Raw genomic sequence first — 15,859 nt, 5'->3', positions numbered from 1 at the left:
ATCCGGAGCCGGTGACGATTTCGATCTCATCACTCCGGCGGCGGTCGCAAATGACTCGCCGGAACGACCCTAAGGAGAGAAACGACCATGCGTATCGCCCCTTCCCGCGACCATTTCGACGCAGCCGCGTTTCGCGCCGACACGCCCGGCACTGCAACGGTTGTTCATCTGAACGCCGCAGGCGCCGGACTGCCGCCGCGTATCGTGACCGAGACGGTCATGCGTCACCTCGCCGAGGAAGCCAGCGTCGGCCCGCACTGGGCAGCCGCGCGGGCAGCGGATGACCTCCATGGCGTCCGTGCCGCCGCCGCCGAACTCCTGCAATGCCGCCCGCACAATGTTGCATTCGGCGGCAGCGCCGGCACGATGTGGGCCATGGCGTTCCTGGCCATGCCGGTGAAGCGGCGTTCGCGCGTCCTGGTCGCGCGATCGGAATGGGCCGGCAATGTCCTCAACCTGATGAAGCGGCGTGAGGCCGACGCCATCACCATCGATATCATGCCGGTCGACGAGCGGACCGGCCGCATTGACGTGAGACGTGTTGCCGATCTGATCGATGAGCGGACAGTCGCGATCTGCCTTCCGGTGGCGGCGAGCGGATTCGGCGTGAGGCAACCCGTGGAGCTGCTCGCCGCGCTGCCGCGGCCGGAGGGATGCCTGCTCCTTGTCGACGGCGCCCAGGCAGTCGGACAATTTCCCCTCGGGATGGCGAATACGGGCGCCGACGTGCTGGTCGCGCCAAGCCGCAAATGGCTGCGCGGTCCTCGCGGCGAGGCCATCATGGCGCTCTCCGATCGCGCGCTGGAACGGCTCGGCGATCCTCCCGTTTTGAGCCAGGCCGGTTCGAGCTGGACGGCGATCGACAGCTACGCCACGCGCGCCGATGCGCGACGCTTCGAAACCTACGAATTTTCGGTCGCCGGCAGGCTCGGGCTGGGTGCAGCCATCACGCACGTATTGCAGCACGGGATCGAGAATATTCGTGACCTGATCCGCGCGCGCCTCGTCCGTATCCATGCGGGGCTGACGGCCATTCCGGGCGTGACCGTGTTCGAAGACGACGCGGCCGAGTCCGCGTTCCTCACATTCACGACCGACGCGCTCGCGCCGGCCGAGCTGAACGATCATCTCGCCGAAGCCAACATCGCCGCGGCGGTGGTCGATCGCGGCTATGCGCGGGCGGATCTCGAGGCACGAGGCCTCGAGGCCGTCAACCGTGTCGCGCCTCACGCCTACACCAGCGAGGAGGATATCGACCGCTTCCTCGACGCCGTCTCCGGCGCTTCGCGTCGGACATGCTGGCGTAATGCAAGTTGACGTGAGGTCGTGTGCGCGGCAAGCCTGCGATCGCCTTCTGAGCGGAGCAACGATCCAGTCGCGGAAAACGTCTACGTCGGGCGCGACGTCGCCGCTCTCGACCCTCCGGTTGCTACCACCGCGACGCTCTCGGCCTATGACATGGTCTTCTGGTGCGCGGAGTCGACTAGCTGTTGCTTTCGGCCTTGCCGCGCCAGCGTTTTACCGCAGCGCCGTGCCACCTAAATTCCAGCCGCGGCCGCCTTCGCCGAAGATTTCGTGCCCGGTTGCGGTGACGGCCACCGTGTCCTCGAGCTTGATGAAGCCGCGGTTCGGATGCTTCATCGTGGTTTCCACCGAGATCACCATGCCAGCCTCGAGCGGCCGCTCCGCATCATAGGCGTCGTAGCGGACCGGGCCGGTCGCGGTCAGCCGCGGCGCCTCGTGGCTGACGAGGCCCATGCCATGGGCGAGGAACTCGGTGTGGTTGCGCTGGCTCGTCTCCTTCAGCGCGCGTTCGGCGGCGGTGTAGATCGCCCCGCCCAAGGTGCCGGGCTTGATCACGGCAAAGGCCGCGCGCTGCACGGCTTCGATCTCGGCAAGCAGATCCTTCAGTTCCTGATCGGGATCGCCAAGCACGGCCATGCGGGCGAGATCACCGATGTAGCCGTGATAATTGCCGCCGGAATCGAGAGAGAGCACGTCGCCCTGCTCCCAGCGCTGCTCCGACGGCGCCCGGTTGTGGCTTGTGCCTGCCGCCAGCAGGCAATATTCGAACGTCAAGCCGCGCTTGACCTCCGCGACCTTCAGCGCATCGAACAGCTGCCGCTTCGTGGTGCCAGGGCCGTGGTGGGCGATGACGTCGAGCATGGACGCGATCACGAGATCGGAAGCCGTGCGCAGCTTGGCCAGTTCCGCCGGCGTCTTCACCGCGCGGAGCCGCTCCAGCACGAACAGCGCATCCTTGATGTCGCTGTCCGGAAACGCGTCACGCAACGCGTTGCCGGCATCCATCGGCAGGAAAGCCATCTCGACGCCGATGCGCTTGGCAGACACGCCGCTCTTGCGGATCATCTCCACCGCGCTTGCGATCGCATCGACGGAGCCGTTGCCGGAGATGCGCACCTCCTGAAGCCATGGCTGCTCCAGCTGGCGCTGATAGGTCTCCATCCGATGGGCGACATAGCCCGCCTTGTCCGGCGCGCCCTTGGCATAGATGACCACGGGAAGATAGCGGCTGACGCCGAGCGCATCCATGTAGTCGAAGAAGATCGCGCGTTCGATATCGAGCAGGTATTGCACATTGTGCTTGGAGGTGACGAGCAGCAGGTCGAGGCCTGCCTGCTCCATCAGCCGGTCAAGCTTGCCGGTGTCGAAGGGGATGGCACGGGAGGCCGTTCGGGTGTGGACGCTCTCTTGCATGATGCGTTTCCTGGTTTGTTATGATGGAGCCTCAAGCGAAAGCTAAGTCGGCGTCGGCCGCGCCGCAACGGCCTCGGGCGCGCCGCCAATGCTGACGACCACGGTTCCCGCGGTTTTACTGCCTTGCGGCACATCCAAAGCCAGCGGCCGGCCATGGGTTTCGATGCCAAGCAGCGTGAAGGCAAGCCCGATCGCAAGACCGCAGGCGGCCAGAAACAGGAACGCCGGTGTCACCGCGTCGATGGTGGCCTTCGGCGTGATCAGGTTCGAGGTGCCCGCGATGAGTGCCAGACACAACGGACCTGCGATCTTGCCGACGCCGTTGGCCGCCTGCGCGAGGCCGACGCCGCGCGCGCTCAGGCGAACCGGGAAGATCTCGGCGGAATAGGGCGCGATGTTGGAGAAGCCGCCGTCGAAGAACAACGCAGCCGGGATCAGCAGCACGACGAAGGCGGGATAGCCGAACAGGATGCGATCGAAAAACGCACCTGCAGCGCCGAGCGACAGCGCAATGCCGTAGCCCATGATCTCGCCGCAACGCCGCCGCCCGATCCATTGCGGCAGCACCGAGAAGATGGCCCGCCCGATCATGCCGGTGAGCGACACGATCACGAACAAATGAGCGGCCTCGATCGGCGACACGCCCGTCAACAGCGCAACGATGGTCGGCCCCCACAGGAACACGCCGTAATTCGCGGTGCTGGCCCCGAACCAGACGATCACCGTCAGCCAGAAGCGCCGGGGCTCCGACAGCAGCTCGGAGAAGCCCGCGCCTTGCGGGCGGCCGATGCTTTCGACCACCGGCGGCGGCAGCGCCTCGGGCGCGACGCGCAAAGCGCGCGCGACGATGCGGCGTGCATCCGCATCGCGGCCGCGCGACACCAGCCAGCGCACGGATTCCGGCATGATCAGCGCGATCAAGAGCGCCGGCACGAGCGGCAGGAAACCCAGCGCGGCCAGTCCGCGCCAGCCGATCTGGTGCAGCAGCGTCGCGGCCGAGAGCGAGGCGGCGAGAATGCCGAGCGAGACCGGAATCACGGTGGCACTGGTGATCACCGTGCGATGCCGGGTCGGCGTATATTCGACGATCAGGGGCACCGCGACGGAGGCAGCGGCACCGACGCCGAAACCGACGAAGAAGCGGAGCACGGCGAAGGCGACCCAGGCGCCATCGGGGATGAAAGAGACCGAGCCCGCACTCAGCCCGCACAGGGTGACGCCAGCCACCAGCAGCGCCTTGCGCCCGAAGCGGTCGGCGAGCGCGCCCCAGGCCAGCGATCCCAGGATGGCGCCGACGCCTGCGGCGAGCAGGATCAGCGAAGTCTGCCCGAAGCTCAACTGCCATTGCGGCGCCAGCACCGCGACGAGGAAGCCGACGACGAAATAGTCGAAATAGTCGAACACGCTGGTAGAGATGCCGAGTGCGATGCTGATCCAGTAACGCGCATCGAGCCGCGCCCGGTCATAGGCTGTGACCAGATCCTCCCCGAATTCCGCCATGGTCGTTCTCCTCCGCGATATGTTCTGTTTTTTTGCCGTCTAGAAAGGCGATCACCTGCGCCGCGACCGCGGCCGGATCCTGGATCGTGCCGACATGGCCGACGCCGTCGATCACCGCCGTGTGCGCCCCCGCAATCTCACGCGCCAGCGACAGGGTGTGCGCCGGCGGGATCAGGCGATCGTCGCGGCCGGCCAGCACCAGGGTCGGCGCCCTGATGCCGGCGAGAGATATCGCGATCGGTTGCGCCAGCACCGCGCCGCGGCGCTCGCGCTGGCCGGCGTCGCGCTTGTTGCCGGTGAAAATGCCGAGTGCCTGCGGGTTGGTTGCGATGTAGCTGGGCGGGAAGAAATATTCGGCGAAGGCCGACAGCGACTCCGGCAGCTTCGCCCGCAGCTCGGCAAACCGGGGAAAACCTTCCGGGTTGATCGACGCCACCGATACGCCGACCCGAAACGTCGAGGCGAGCACCAGGCGGTCGATGCGCGCGGGGTGGCGGACCGCCGCAACTTGCGCAATGGCGCCGCCGAATGAGGTGCCGAGCACATGGGCGCGAGACAGGCCGAGGCCGGCGATCAATGCGGCGAGATCGTCGGCGAGCTCGCCCAGACCATACGGCGCGGCCGGATTGCGCGTGCCGCCGGAATCGCGCTGATCGTAGGCGATGACGGTGAAATGCGGTGCGAGGTGCGCAGCAAAGGCATCGAACATGGCATGATCGGCTTCCGCGCCGTGCAGCAGCACCAGCGGCGGGCCTTCGCCCGAGCGCTTGAATCTGATCGAGATGCCGTTGGCTTCTATGCGTTCCATGGCTAGTGCAACACGGTCTGCAGCGCGGCCGCGAGCTCGCGGGCGGGATGTTCCGGGACGTAAGGGATGCGCCAGGCGACATGGCCGTCAGGCCGCACCAGCACGGCGCCGCGCGGACCCATCTGGATCCCGTCGGAGGAATGCGCATTCGGCAGCTGCTGCAGGTTCAGCCGAATGCCTGTCTTCTCCGACACGGCGCGGCCCGCCTCCAGCCAGGCGCCGCCGAGCGGGCCGGCGACCACCGTGAACTCCTTGTCGAACCAGTCGAGCGTGGAGTGTTTCCGCGCCATGTCGAGCCACAGATGCGGGAAGCGCCCGCCCGGCCGATCGGACGGGAAATAGTAGCGCGTCAGATGCCCGCCGCGCGGCGTGCCGTCGGGAATGACCGCGCCCTCCTCATAGGAAAAGCCGAGCCCCTGACCGATCGAATGCAGGTGATTGTCGAGATCATTGACCCAGAAGCGGATGCGGTCCTCATTGCCCGAGCGCACCGCATCGTCGAGCCGGCGGAAGCGGATCAGGTTGCCGTAGGAGAAGTCAGCGTTGGATTGCGCCACCGGCCGGCGCTCGACATCGTAGGTGTCGAGCAGCTTCTCGGAGGCGATTCCGCGCAACACGTAAGCGAGCTTCCAGGCGAGGTTGTGCGCATCCTGCACTCCGGAGTTCAGGCCGAAGCCGCCGGTCGGCGGGAAGCGATGTGCGGCGTCGCCGACCACAAAGACGCGGTGTTTCTTGAACTGCGACGCGACCTGCCTGCTCATGCGCCAGATCGAGCGGTTGAGCAGCGTGACGTCGAGATCGGGCACGCCGACATGGGTGCGGATGATCTCGACCGTCTCGGCATCGGTCCACGGCCGCGGCCGCTCGTCCTTCTCCTCGCCGATCTGGATCACCGATAGCCAGCGGTCGCGGCCGTTGGTGTTGAGAATGCCGGCTCGCCGCGGCATGCCCGGCTTGTCGCTATAGACCTGGTAGCCGGCCGCCTCGCGCGTGATCGGAAAGCGCGACAGATCGGCGCGCCAATATTCGTTGAGCATCACCGCAAGCGTCGCCGGCCCCACCATGTCGATGCCGGCGCGGCGGCGAGTCTGGCTGCCGGCGCCGTCGCAGGCCAGGAGATATTTGGCGTTCCAGAACTCGCTACGGCCGGTTTCCACCGAGCGGATTTCGCAGACGACGCCGTCCTCGACCTCCTCGAAACCCATGAACTCGGTCGAGAAATGCACCTCCACCAGCTTGGAGCGGGCCACGACCTTGTGGATCTCCTCCTCCACGGCGTCCTGCGCGACCAGCGATTTCCAGGCCGGCGTCTGGCCGAGATTGGGCTCGGGACGCGAGCGGCTGATCTCGCGGCCGGCGATGCTTTCGACCTGTACGAACATGTCGGTGGAATCCTGCAGGCCGCGGTCGCGGATTGCCTGCTCGAGGCCCCATTGGCGGAAAATCTCCATGGTGCGCACCCAGCAGCCGCGCGATTTCGGATGATCCGTTGTGGTGGTGCTCTTCTCGACAATGACGGCGTCGATGCCGAAGCGATCGAGCAGAAGCCCCATCGCGAGCCCGACCGGTCCGCCGCCGACGATCATGACCGACGCACGGCGCGTCGTCTCAGAAGACGAGCCCATCGACGTTTCCTTCCCCGTTGGTCTTGTTGGCGACAGGATGCGCCGTTTTTGACATCTCACAAGAATATGTTTGATATGCTTCCGATCTCGTTTCGAGATGGAGGCCGCCAATGGACCTGCGCCAGCTCCGCTACTTCATCGCCGTGGCCGAGCGCGGCGGCTTTGGCGCAGCGGCAAGCAGTGTCAACGTCGCGCAATCCGCGCTCAGCCGGCACATCAAGGAGCTGGAATACGAGCTCGGCGGCGCGCTCTTGACGCGCACCGCGCGCGGCGTCGCGGTGACGGAGTCCGGCAAGGTGCTGCTCGAGCGCGGACGCTGGCTGCTCGGCCTCGTCGACGACATCAAGGCCGAGGTGCGCACCGAGAACCGCGAGCCGAGCGGCACCGTGCGGCTCGGCGCGCCGCCTTCCCTCGGTGAGGTGTTCTATCCGCCGCTCGCCCAACTGGTCGTCGAACGCCTTCCGCGCGTGAGCCTCGAGCTCAGCGAGGGACTGACGGAATTGGCCAGCGATCGGCTGCTGCGCGGCCAGCTCGATCTCGCCATCCTCACCTCGCCGATGCCGAACGATCACCTCGATTACGACACGCTTGTCGTCGAGCAGACCTACCTGATCGGTCCGCCGCGCGATCCCCTGCTTAAGCGCGGCAAGCTCACGCGCGCCGAATTCAAGACCCTGCCGCGCGCCGTGCTGCCGCTGAGCCGCTCGCCATTCCCGCCGGAGGTCGCGAGCCGGTTGCGCGTCGACAGCTCGATCTCAATGAAGCGCATGGTGGCCTCGGGACTCGGCTATGCGCTGATGCCCTATTCCGGAATCTATCGGGAGGTCGCGGCCGGCGCGCTTTCGGCCGTTCCGCTGTCTTGGATGCATGCAAACCGCATCCTGGCCTTGCCGCGTGGACGTCCCGTCAGCCGGGCTACGCGCGAGACCATGGCACTCTTGAAGGAAATTTGCGGTGATTTGATCCGCGACGGCATCATCCGACCCAGCCGGGGCGCGCGCGCCGGGAAGACCAATATCTGACTGAGCGTTCTAGATCCTGGCCTCGGGGCAACATGTCGGAACGAGTCACTGGTCCGCTACATCGCAAGGTCCAGTGTTTAGAGGCGCTGTTTTCTTATCGATGGGCAGCCTAACCCAGAACGTCAGGTCTCGATGGTCCGCGGATAGGCATTTCCGTTAGCAAGTGACTAACGATCCGACGCTTGGGCAGATCGTAGAGCGGAACCGAGTTGCGATCGCTGCTTCCGAAGGCCTCGGGAATCTCGAGCGCTGGCGTCATGTGCTGGCGCCGCGCCATGTGCCGGGATGCAAGAGGATTGACGCCTCCCGCCTGTCCTGGCGCGTCGCATGCGAGTTGCCCCACAATTCATATGCCGTCGGCGATCTTACCGTCCTTGGACAATCCCGCCTCTGCTTCCATGACCATCCCGGGAGAAGCCGGCGACCAGCCGAACTCGTCGTCACGCATCCATTGCAGCTGGGCGGGACGGCCAGGCACGACGCGCGCGAGCAGAGCGGCGTCGCGCTCGACGTCGTCGGCGCCGTTATGGCCGTAGCAGCCCGGATGAATGGCTTGCACTGGAGTATTTTGAAGCTCATTCTGCGATAGGCACATACATCGATCGGACGCGATCAAATCCATATGCCGGCCCAATTGCCTTGACCATATGCCACGCTACAGTCTTTCGTGATACTGGAGGACGCAATGCTGAAACAGGCGGACGCAATCGTTGTTGGCGCCGGCGGGCTTGGCGCAGCTTGCGCATATTATCTGGCCAAGCAGAACGGACTGAGGGTCGCCCTCCTCGATCAACATGGAATCGGCTCACAGACGTCACCGCGCGCCGCCGGCATGGTCAGTTGCCTGCGCAAGAGCGAGGTGATGATCACGCTAATAAGAGACGCCTGCGAGAAGATCGAACATTTCACCGAGGAAACCGGCTAGCCCCTCGATTGGGTGCGCTCGGGGAGTCTCAAGATCGCTCGCCGAGCAGCGGATGCAGCCGTCCTGCAGGCTGATTGCCAGCGCGGGCTCGCGATGGGCCTCGACATCGAAGTCATTTCACCTCGTGACCTTCCCAGCCTGCATCCCTTTGTCCGGTCCGAAGGTGTTGAGGCAGCTATCCGGATCGGCGATGACCGCTATTTCGATCCGGCCCAGGTTGCCGTGGGGTTCGCCACTGCAGCAGCGGAACGCGGTGCGTACGTCTATCCGAACACGCAGGTCTTGGCGGTGGAGATTGATGGGACGCGTGTGACGGGCGTTTCGACGACAAAAGGATACATTCGAGCTCCCGTGGTGGTCGATGCGGCCGGGGCATGGACACGCACCATCGCCGAAAGAAGCGGTCTACAGGTTCCTCTGGTGTCGACGCGACAACAACTCATGGTCACCGAAGAGATTCCCGGCGCTTTGAAGGATCTTCCGATGGTCCGCATCATGGATGCTGCCGTTTATATGCGCCCGTGCTTAGGGGGCTTCCTGTGGGGGGTCTACGAGGAGCATCCCCGCTTCTTCGACATGGGGTCCTGGGAAGCTGATTTCGACATCAACAACATGCCGCTCGACCGTAGCGTGCTCGATGCCGCGGCGGCAGATGTCGTCAACCAGTTGCCGATCCTTTCGACCGCCGCAATCCGTGAGTTTCGCGGCGGGCTGCCGACCATGACGGCCGATGGACATCACATCCTGGGACCGTCACCAGATGCGCCCGGCTTCTTTTTCGCCAGCGGGTGCAACGTTGCTGGCCTGTCGATCGCTCCGGCGCTCGGAGAGAAGCTCGCGCGCTGGATCGTCGATGGCCGACCACCGATGGATCTCTCCTGCATGGCGCCGGCGCGCTTTTCGGGTCGTTCGTGGACCGATGAAGACCTGCAACGGGACGCCGCCTGGCAATACCGTCATTTCTACGGAGCGGTCTAGATCCCTCGGCCCGGCAGGAGCGGACGGCAGCTTTGACGCTTCCGTCAGAATTGACCCAGCAGTTTCCACCAAAGGAAGTTCAACGGGACGGCCAGCACGAAAGACAGTCCTGCGACGACAAGGGCGAGCTTCGCCGTCGCTCGCGCCGAAACGCCGCCAAGTTCGGCGGCGACGACAATGGGCGGCGCCTGATAAGGAAGCAACACGGTCGAAAATCCAATCACCTGGACCATGATGACCGTCGGCAGATCGAAGCCGGTCGAGGCACTGATCTCGCGCGCCATCGGCGTGAACAACGCCGGCTCGCCGTTTGCCGTTGCCACGATCGAAAGCGCCGAGGTCAATCCGACCAGCCCCAAATAGTTTCCGAATGTGGCGCCCTCGCTGAACGGAACCACCGAGAGCAGGAACCGGCCGAGTTCTCGACCAAGCCCCGTTTGATCGACGGTGGCGACCAGGCCGAGCAATCCAGCAACATAAAACACCGTACGGAAGTTGATGGATGTGAACGAGGCCGCATCGATGATCCCGATGCCGGGCATAAGACATACCGTCGCGGCGGCCAAGCCGATCCAGGCTGGCTGAATGTGATGGATGGTGTCCGTCATCCAGAGAGCGAGCGTTGCGACAATGATGACGCTCAATCGCAATTCTTTCTCGCTCAGCGGTGGCCGCACCGGGTCCGAGGCTGCCGACGGGACAGGGTCAAGCTTGTCCGGAAACAAGATCAGGATCGCGGCAACGATGAGCATGCCCTTGACGATCCCGAGCACCGGCGCGTGCAGCAGCAGATACGGCAAATAGGAGAAGTGAACTCCATAGATGGTCTCAGCCGCGCCGGCCATGACAAGATTCGGCACATTGGCGGGCAGGATCGAGGTCGACAGCATGAACGTGGCAAATCCGACCGCGAGCACGAGCCCTGTTCGCCCGGGCCGGCCAGGTGCGAGGCCGACATGGTCGGCGAGCGCGAGAATGATTGGCACAAGGAGCGATATGCGTCCCATGTTGGATGGCATGACAAACGCCAACCCAAAGCTGAGCATGACGATCCCGCCGATTAAGCGGGCGTAGGATCCTGAGAGCGATCGCGCGAGGGCGGCCGCGATCCGCTGCGCCAATCCGGTCTTGCTGATCGCAAGTCCGACGATCATCCCGCTCAAGACCAGCCAGAAGGCGGAGGATGCGAACCCCGAAAAGACCACGGCCGGAGAAGCGAGCGCCAATAGCGTTGCCAGCGCGAAAAAGAGCAGCGTCGTCGCGATCTCGGGAATAGCACCGGTCGCCCAGCACCCCATGCACAGAAGGCCAATGGCCGCCGCCTGCGCGATTGGCGGCGAGATGTTAACACGATACGCGGTCGCAAGAGCCACGGCAGCGACACAAGCGACGATCGCAAATCTCGCCGTATCTGTCCGGACCGGACTTGTTGCCGGAGCGCCGGTGCTCATGATGTACACTTCCTTCCAGTGCTCGGACGCAACCCAGCGCGAACGATCCGACCGCATCGCTCAGGTTTCTTCAACTGGACTCGCACCGCCATTCACCTGGTCAATTTGCGATCGCGTCTTCGGCGGCGGCCTCAGGAACTTGCGCTTGTGCCGGCATCCGCCCCTCGCCCGCCAGTGCGCGAACCCAGCGGCGATACGTCACGCCGAGAAGATCGCTTCGCAAATGCATCTCGTCCCTGGGATCCAGCGGCAGTGCCTTTGGACGTTGCGATTCGACGATCAATCGGTCCTGTTCGAACACCTTGTCTTGGCGCGCCAGTATCTGCTCGACGCTGAGATCCCAGCCGAAATTGATGGCGACGGTCAGATGCACCACGCAGCGATCGAGGTCGGTCGGCGTAACAGCCATGAATGTGCAGAAGCGCTCGACCTCACCGGTCTTCTTTCTAAAATAGGCCGTCGTGGGGCGGAAACAGGAATATTGGTAACGCGCCGTGACGGGAATGCCGCGATGGTCGCCGAAGGGCTGGAAGACTGAGATTTCGCTCGTCCGCAAACCTTCGTCCGTCAACACGACATCATAGTCTGCGAGTTCGTCGGGATCCTCCGGGTTGCCGTTGAGATTGGCATGCACGAATGGAAAGTGCGCCGCGTCGAGAAAATTCTCCACGGCACGGAGGGCGTTTGCGTTGTATTCGTACGGACCCGCCTGGACCTTGCGATAGGTCGCATCCTCCCAAACCGGAAACGGCGGCACATCGGAGCTTGGATTGCCCATGCAGACCCAAATGTAGCCGTACCGCTCGACGGCGTGATGGCGCAATGCCGCGGCCCGGCTCGTCGGCTGCGTTTTCGGATGAGCCGGATACCGGCGGCAGGCCCCATCCGCACCGTATTCCCAGCCGTGGTAAGGGCAGACGACGCAGCCGTCCTTGACCCAGCCGAGCGACAGGCGCGCACCGCGATGGCGGCAATAGTCCTTCCAGGCATGCACCTCGCCATTGTGGCGCCATAAGATGATGTCCTCGCCGAGCAGACGGACCGCCACGATAGTGTCTTCTGCAACCTCCTGGCTGCGGAGGATCACGTGCCAGTCATTGACGATGGCGCGATAGTCGGCTCTCTCGGTGTCCCAGGTCGGAGCGATCACCATGACCTCACCTCATTCGCCGTTGGCCCAGACCGGATTGGTCCAGCCAGACAGGTCGTAGTCGCTCATGCAGCGCCGCACCATAGCGAGGGAATGTTCGACGATGCCCTGCTTGGCGGAATGACCGAGAAGATCGAGCCGCACCTGCTCGTTGTTTCCAGCATAATTGTATTCGTACAGTTCGTGCCGTCCTCCGAACTCGCTGCCGATGGCATCCCAGATCAGCTTGTAAAGCTTGACCCGGTGTTCCGCGTCGGAGTCCGAACCGCGATAGAAGCGGTCGATGAGCGGCCGCAGGAGCGGCGAATTGAGATCGGCCGCGCTCGACGGCATGGCGATCGGCGCACCGCCGAGCGTGGTCTCGAAGATCTCCTTCATCTTTGCATTGAGATATGTGCCGAAGTACCGGGCCGTTGCGGCGACTTCCAGCCTCGGCAACACAGTTCCGTTCGGCCCCTTGTCGGGCTCGGCGCACATTGCGGTCGTGAGCGACCACATCAAGTTGCGCCAACCTGCAACCTCGGCGACCTTTGTTTGGACTCCCCGGAAATCGTAGGTGCCGTTGGAACGAAGCCCGGAGATCAGGAGGCCAAGCATGAAATCGAGCTTGACCGCGATCTTGCTGGTGGATTGCAGAGCATAACGGTTGAGAAAGCCAGACGCCGCGTAGAAGCTGCGAGCCTTTTCGATGTTGCGGTAGACCAGCATGTTTTCCCAGGGAACCAGCACGTCGTCGAAGATCAGGACCGAGTCGTTCTCGTCAAAGCGGGCCGACAGAGGATTGTCGAACGGACTGAGGGCCGCATCCTCATAGGAGCGTCGGCACATGACCTTGAGGCCGGGCGTATCCATCGGCAACACGAAGACGAGCGCGAAGTCCTCTCCCTTGCCTTTCTCATAGGATACCGCGCTGTTCTGGGCGACGAATGTCGCGTTCGACAGGGCGGCGCTGGTGCCCACCATCTTCGCGCCACGGACGATGACACCGTCGTCGCGCTCCCGTACCACATGAACGAAGACGTCCTCCGCCTCGTGGACGGGCCTGTTTCGATCGACCGGAGGGTTGACGATCACATGATTGAAAAACAGCGCCTTCTCGGCCGCCGTACGGTACCAGCGCCGGGCATTTTCCTCGAACGGGTTATAGAATTCGGAGAACGAGCCCAGCGTCGCGATAAAGCCGGCCTTGTAGTCCGGCGTGCGGCCCATGAAGCCGAAGGTCATGCGCGCCCAATGCGCCAAGGCGTCGCGGGCCTTGAACAGATCCTCGGAGGAATAGCTCGAAGTGAAGTACCGATGTGTCGGAAATCCCTCCGGGCTCGTGGTGACCATGATGTCCGCGGTGTCGGGTTGATGCAGCGCATCGTAGAGATGGGCCATCGAGCGTGCAGCGTTGCGAAAGGCACGATGGGTTGTGACGTCGCGAACAGCTTCTCCATAGATGAAGACGTTGCGTGCGTCCCGGAGGCTGTCCAGATAGGACGCTCCGGTCATGAGCATATTGGTCGCAATTGGGCTGTCGGATGGTTGAACCGCGAGATTGGACATAAGGCTGGACTCCACGAAACTGGATGAGAGATGAGGTGTTCAAACCGCAACGTCGAATTGAGGGGAGGCCATCTCGGCCAGCGCGGCGCGCTTGATCCTGCTCAATCCGTCGGATAGGGCAGCCTCGGGGATGGTCAGCGGAGGCATGACCTTGAGGACGTGATCCCATGCGCCGCAAGTCTCGACGATAACCCCGCCCTCCAAGGCGCGCTTCGCCACGGCTCGTGCGAAGCCGCGATCGCGCCAGATCACACCTTGCAACATGCCGAGCCCCCGCAATTCACCTCCTGTCGCGCGCGCGATCTCCGCGAGATGGGAACGCACGAGGTCGGCCTTGCGCTCGATCGATGCCTGAAACGATGGCTCCCGCCAGAACTGCAGCGCCTGAGTTCCGGCCACGAATGCCAGGTTGTTGCCGCGGAACGTCCCGTTGTGCTGCCCTGGCTCCCACACGTCGTGCTCCGGCCGCATCAGGACCAGCGCCATCGGCAAGCCCAACCCACCGATGGACTTGGCGAGGCAGACGATGTCCGGATGGAGTCCGGCGCGCTCAAAGCTGAAGAACGGTCCCGTGCGCCCGCAGCCCGTCTGGATTTCGTCCACGATCAGCAACGCCCCGTGTTTGTGCGCAACATCGGCGAGCCCGCGTAGCCAATTCACGCTGGCCTCATTCAGGCCCCCCTCGGCCTGCAGGGTCTCGACGATAAAGGCCGCCGGTGCGTCGATCCCACTGCCAGGATCGCTCAGAGCGGCATCAATATAGGCAAGCGTATCGACGTCGGGACCGAGATAGCCGTCGAAGGGAAAGCGATCCACCCCGACGAGAGGAAAGCCTGCGCCTGCCCGCTTGCGCCGGAGACCGGAGGTGGCAAGAGCGCCATACGACATTCCGTGAAAGCTGTTGGTGAAGCTGACGATACTGGTACGGGACGTCACGCGGCGCGCGAGCTTCAACGCAGCCTCCACCGCATTTGCACCGGTCGGCCCGGTGAACTGCATCCGGTAATCGAGCTGACGCGGCGCGAGGATCGTTTGCTGAAACTCCTGGATGAAGGCGCGCTTGGCTTCGGTAAAGAGATCCAGCGAGTGCGTGACACCATCGGCCGCCATGTAGTCGATGACTGCCCGCTTCAACTCGGGATTGTTGTGGCCATAATTGAGGGCGCCGGCGCCGGCGAGGAAGTCGATATACGATCGGCCGTTTTCGTCGATGAGCAGATGTCCGGAAGCTCTCTGAAATACGACGGAAATATCCCGACAATACGATCGAACTTGCGATTCATATCGCTCGAAAATCGACGAGGTTCCCACGGCAGGCTCCCATAATTTTGTTTTTCGCCGAAGCAACCATTCACGCACCTTTAAGTTGCTTCGGCGTTGTGTTATGAAACACGTAACATGAAAAAAAGAGCGTGTCTATGACACGACGATGGCCGGGAGCACTTCATTCATGAGAGAGCCCATCTTGACGTGGGGCGCCGCGTCAAAAGCCGACCACATCATCATCTACAGTCCCTACGATCACGCATTTGACGGCGTCCAGCTCACGGACGTTGCGCAGAGCGTTGCGAGTTCCAAAGTCGAAACTGATTGTTCGTCGAGCGCGGAGCTCGTGTCGTTGACGGATGCGCTACGGTTCCTGCTCGTTGCCATTGAACGCTTGAGGCGCGCGGCGTGCGTGAGTTCGCGCGAAAGCGTTGCCATACCAGATGCCATTCTGGATCGACTTCGCGCCGAGCTCTCGCTGCTTGAACGGCGCTACACTGATCTCGCGGCGAATGCTGCCGCGCGCGTGAGTTTGGCATTCGAGCAAATCGGCATGATCGAGGCGACGGCAGATCAGCTCGTCCGGCAGAGGTTCCGGGAGCCGAATTGGACGGCCAAGGCAGCCACGGCCTGGATCAAACTGCACGCCCTCGCCGTGATCCTCTCTTCAATTATCCCTGACCTCGGCGAACGGCTTGCCGGAGTCCTGACGGTCTCCCCCACCCTGTGGCCACGGCTCGACGGCATCACCCATGTAAGGCTGGTCGCAGTTCCGGTCGACCTCGTCGATTTCCACGCGCAGCCCGGATCGATGGAATCGGCTCTCTCACACTCGAGCAAAGTCAGGTGAGCCAAAATCAATGACCCA

12 protein-coding genes and 1 pseudogene are annotated in these 15,859 nt (G+C 63.5%); 4 read left to right on the top strand and 9 right to left on the bottom strand.

Annotated features, from left to right (window positions below; all coding sequences use genetic code 11):
* Window positions 1-87: 87 nt before the first annotated feature.
* The gene (locus tag HYH08_RS14015) at window positions 88-1,317 is read left to right on the top strand and encodes an aminotransferase class V-fold PLP-dependent enzyme (protein WP_220010389.1); all 1,230 of its coding nucleotides are present in this window, start codon (window positions 88-90) and stop codon (window positions 1,315-1,317) included.
* A 201-nt stretch (window positions 1,318-1,518) separates the two neighbouring features.
* Here HYH08_RS14015 and HYH08_RS14010 read toward each other — a convergent pair whose 3' ends face one another.
* The 4 genes from HYH08_RS14010 to HYH08_RS13995 are packed head-to-tail and all read right to left on the bottom strand — an operon-like array spanning window position 1,519 to window position 6,651.
* Complete coding sequence (locus HYH08_RS14010; RefSeq protein WP_220010388.1) at window positions 1,519-2,718, bottom strand: M24 family metallopeptidase; 1,200 nt, start codon at window positions 2,716-2,718, stop codon at window positions 1,519-1,521.
* 42 nt (window positions 2,719-2,760) lie between these two features.
* Window positions 2,761-4,218: an MFS transporter gene (locus HYH08_RS14005; protein WP_220010387.1), complete on the bottom strand. Its 1,458-nt coding sequence runs from the start codon at window positions 4,216-4,218 to the stop codon at window positions 2,761-2,763.
* Window positions 4,181-5,026, bottom strand: a complete 846-nt coding sequence (locus tag HYH08_RS14000; protein WP_220010386.1) for an alpha/beta fold hydrolase — start codon at window positions 5,024-5,026, stop codon at window positions 4,181-4,183. The genes HYH08_RS14005 and HYH08_RS14000 overlap by 38 nt, the downstream gene beginning before the upstream one ends.
* A 2-nt stretch (window positions 5,027-5,028) precedes the next feature.
* Complete coding sequence (locus HYH08_RS13995; protein ID WP_220010385.1) at window positions 5,029-6,651, bottom strand: FAD-dependent monooxygenase; 1,623 nt, start codon at window positions 6,649-6,651, stop codon at window positions 5,029-5,031.
* Window positions 6,652-6,761: 110 nt separating this feature from the next.
* Here HYH08_RS13995 and HYH08_RS13990 point away from each other — a divergent pair, with 110 nt between their 5' ends.
* Window positions 6,762-7,673, top strand: a complete 912-nt coding sequence (locus HYH08_RS13990; RefSeq protein WP_220010384.1) for a LysR family transcriptional regulator — start codon at window positions 6,762-6,764, stop codon at window positions 7,671-7,673.
* A gap of 346 nt (window positions 7,674-8,019) precedes the next feature.
* On the opposite strand, the gene HYH08_RS13985 is transcribed toward HYH08_RS13990, so the two are convergent.
* A complete protein-coding gene (locus HYH08_RS13985; RefSeq protein ID WP_220010383.1) occupies window positions 8,020-8,232 on the bottom strand; it encodes a hypothetical protein in 213 nt (70 codons plus the stop codon).
* 126 nt (window positions 8,233-8,358) lie between these two features.
* Between HYH08_RS13985 and HYH08_RS13975 the strand changes: the two are divergent.
* Window positions 8,359-9,576: pseudogene (locus HYH08_RS13975) on the top strand (NAD(P)/FAD-dependent oxidoreductase).
* Window positions 9,577-9,620: 44 nt separating this feature from the next.
* On the opposite strand, the gene HYH08_RS13970 reads toward HYH08_RS13975, so the two are convergent.
* The 4 genes from HYH08_RS13970 to ectB all read right to left on the bottom strand — a co-directional run bounded on the left by HYH08_RS13970 (window position 9,621) and on the right by ectB (window position 15,036).
* Window positions 9,621-11,027: an SLC13 family permease gene (locus tag HYH08_RS13970; protein WP_220010380.1), complete on the bottom strand. Its 1,407-nt coding sequence runs from the start codon at window positions 11,025-11,027 to the stop codon at window positions 9,621-9,623.
* 100 nt (window positions 11,028-11,127) lie between these two features.
* On the bottom strand, window positions 11,128-12,180 hold the full coding sequence (locus tag HYH08_RS13965; protein WP_220010379.1) for an aromatic ring-hydroxylating dioxygenase subunit alpha: 1,053 nt from the start codon (window positions 12,178-12,180) through the stop codon (window positions 11,128-11,130).
* Window positions 12,181-12,189: 9 nt separating this feature from the next.
* Window positions 12,190-13,725, bottom strand: a complete 1,536-nt coding sequence (locus HYH08_RS13960; protein WP_220010378.1) for a 4-hydroxyphenylacetate 3-hydroxylase family protein — start codon at window positions 13,723-13,725, stop codon at window positions 12,190-12,192.
* Between the two features lie 39 nt (window positions 13,726-13,764).
* Entirely contained in the window at window positions 13,765-15,036 is a 1,272-nt protein-coding gene (gene ectB, locus HYH08_RS13955; protein ID WP_220010377.1) for a diaminobutyrate--2-oxoglutarate transaminase, read from the bottom strand.
* A gap of 139 nt (window positions 15,037-15,175) precedes the next feature.
* Here ectB and HYH08_RS13950 point away from each other — a divergent pair, with 139 nt between their 5' ends.
* Complete coding sequence (locus tag HYH08_RS13950; RefSeq protein ID WP_220010376.1) at window positions 15,176-15,841, top strand: hypothetical protein; 666 nt, start codon at window positions 15,176-15,178, stop codon at window positions 15,839-15,841.
* Window positions 15,842-15,859: the final 18 nt, after the last annotated feature.

It is taken from the genome of Bradyrhizobium sp. BR 10289 (assembly GCF_019455385.1).
Classification (GTDB): Bacteria; Pseudomonadota; Alphaproteobacteria; order Rhizobiales; family Xanthobacteraceae; genus Bradyrhizobium.
This window is presented reverse-complemented; position numbering and strand designations above follow the sequence as displayed.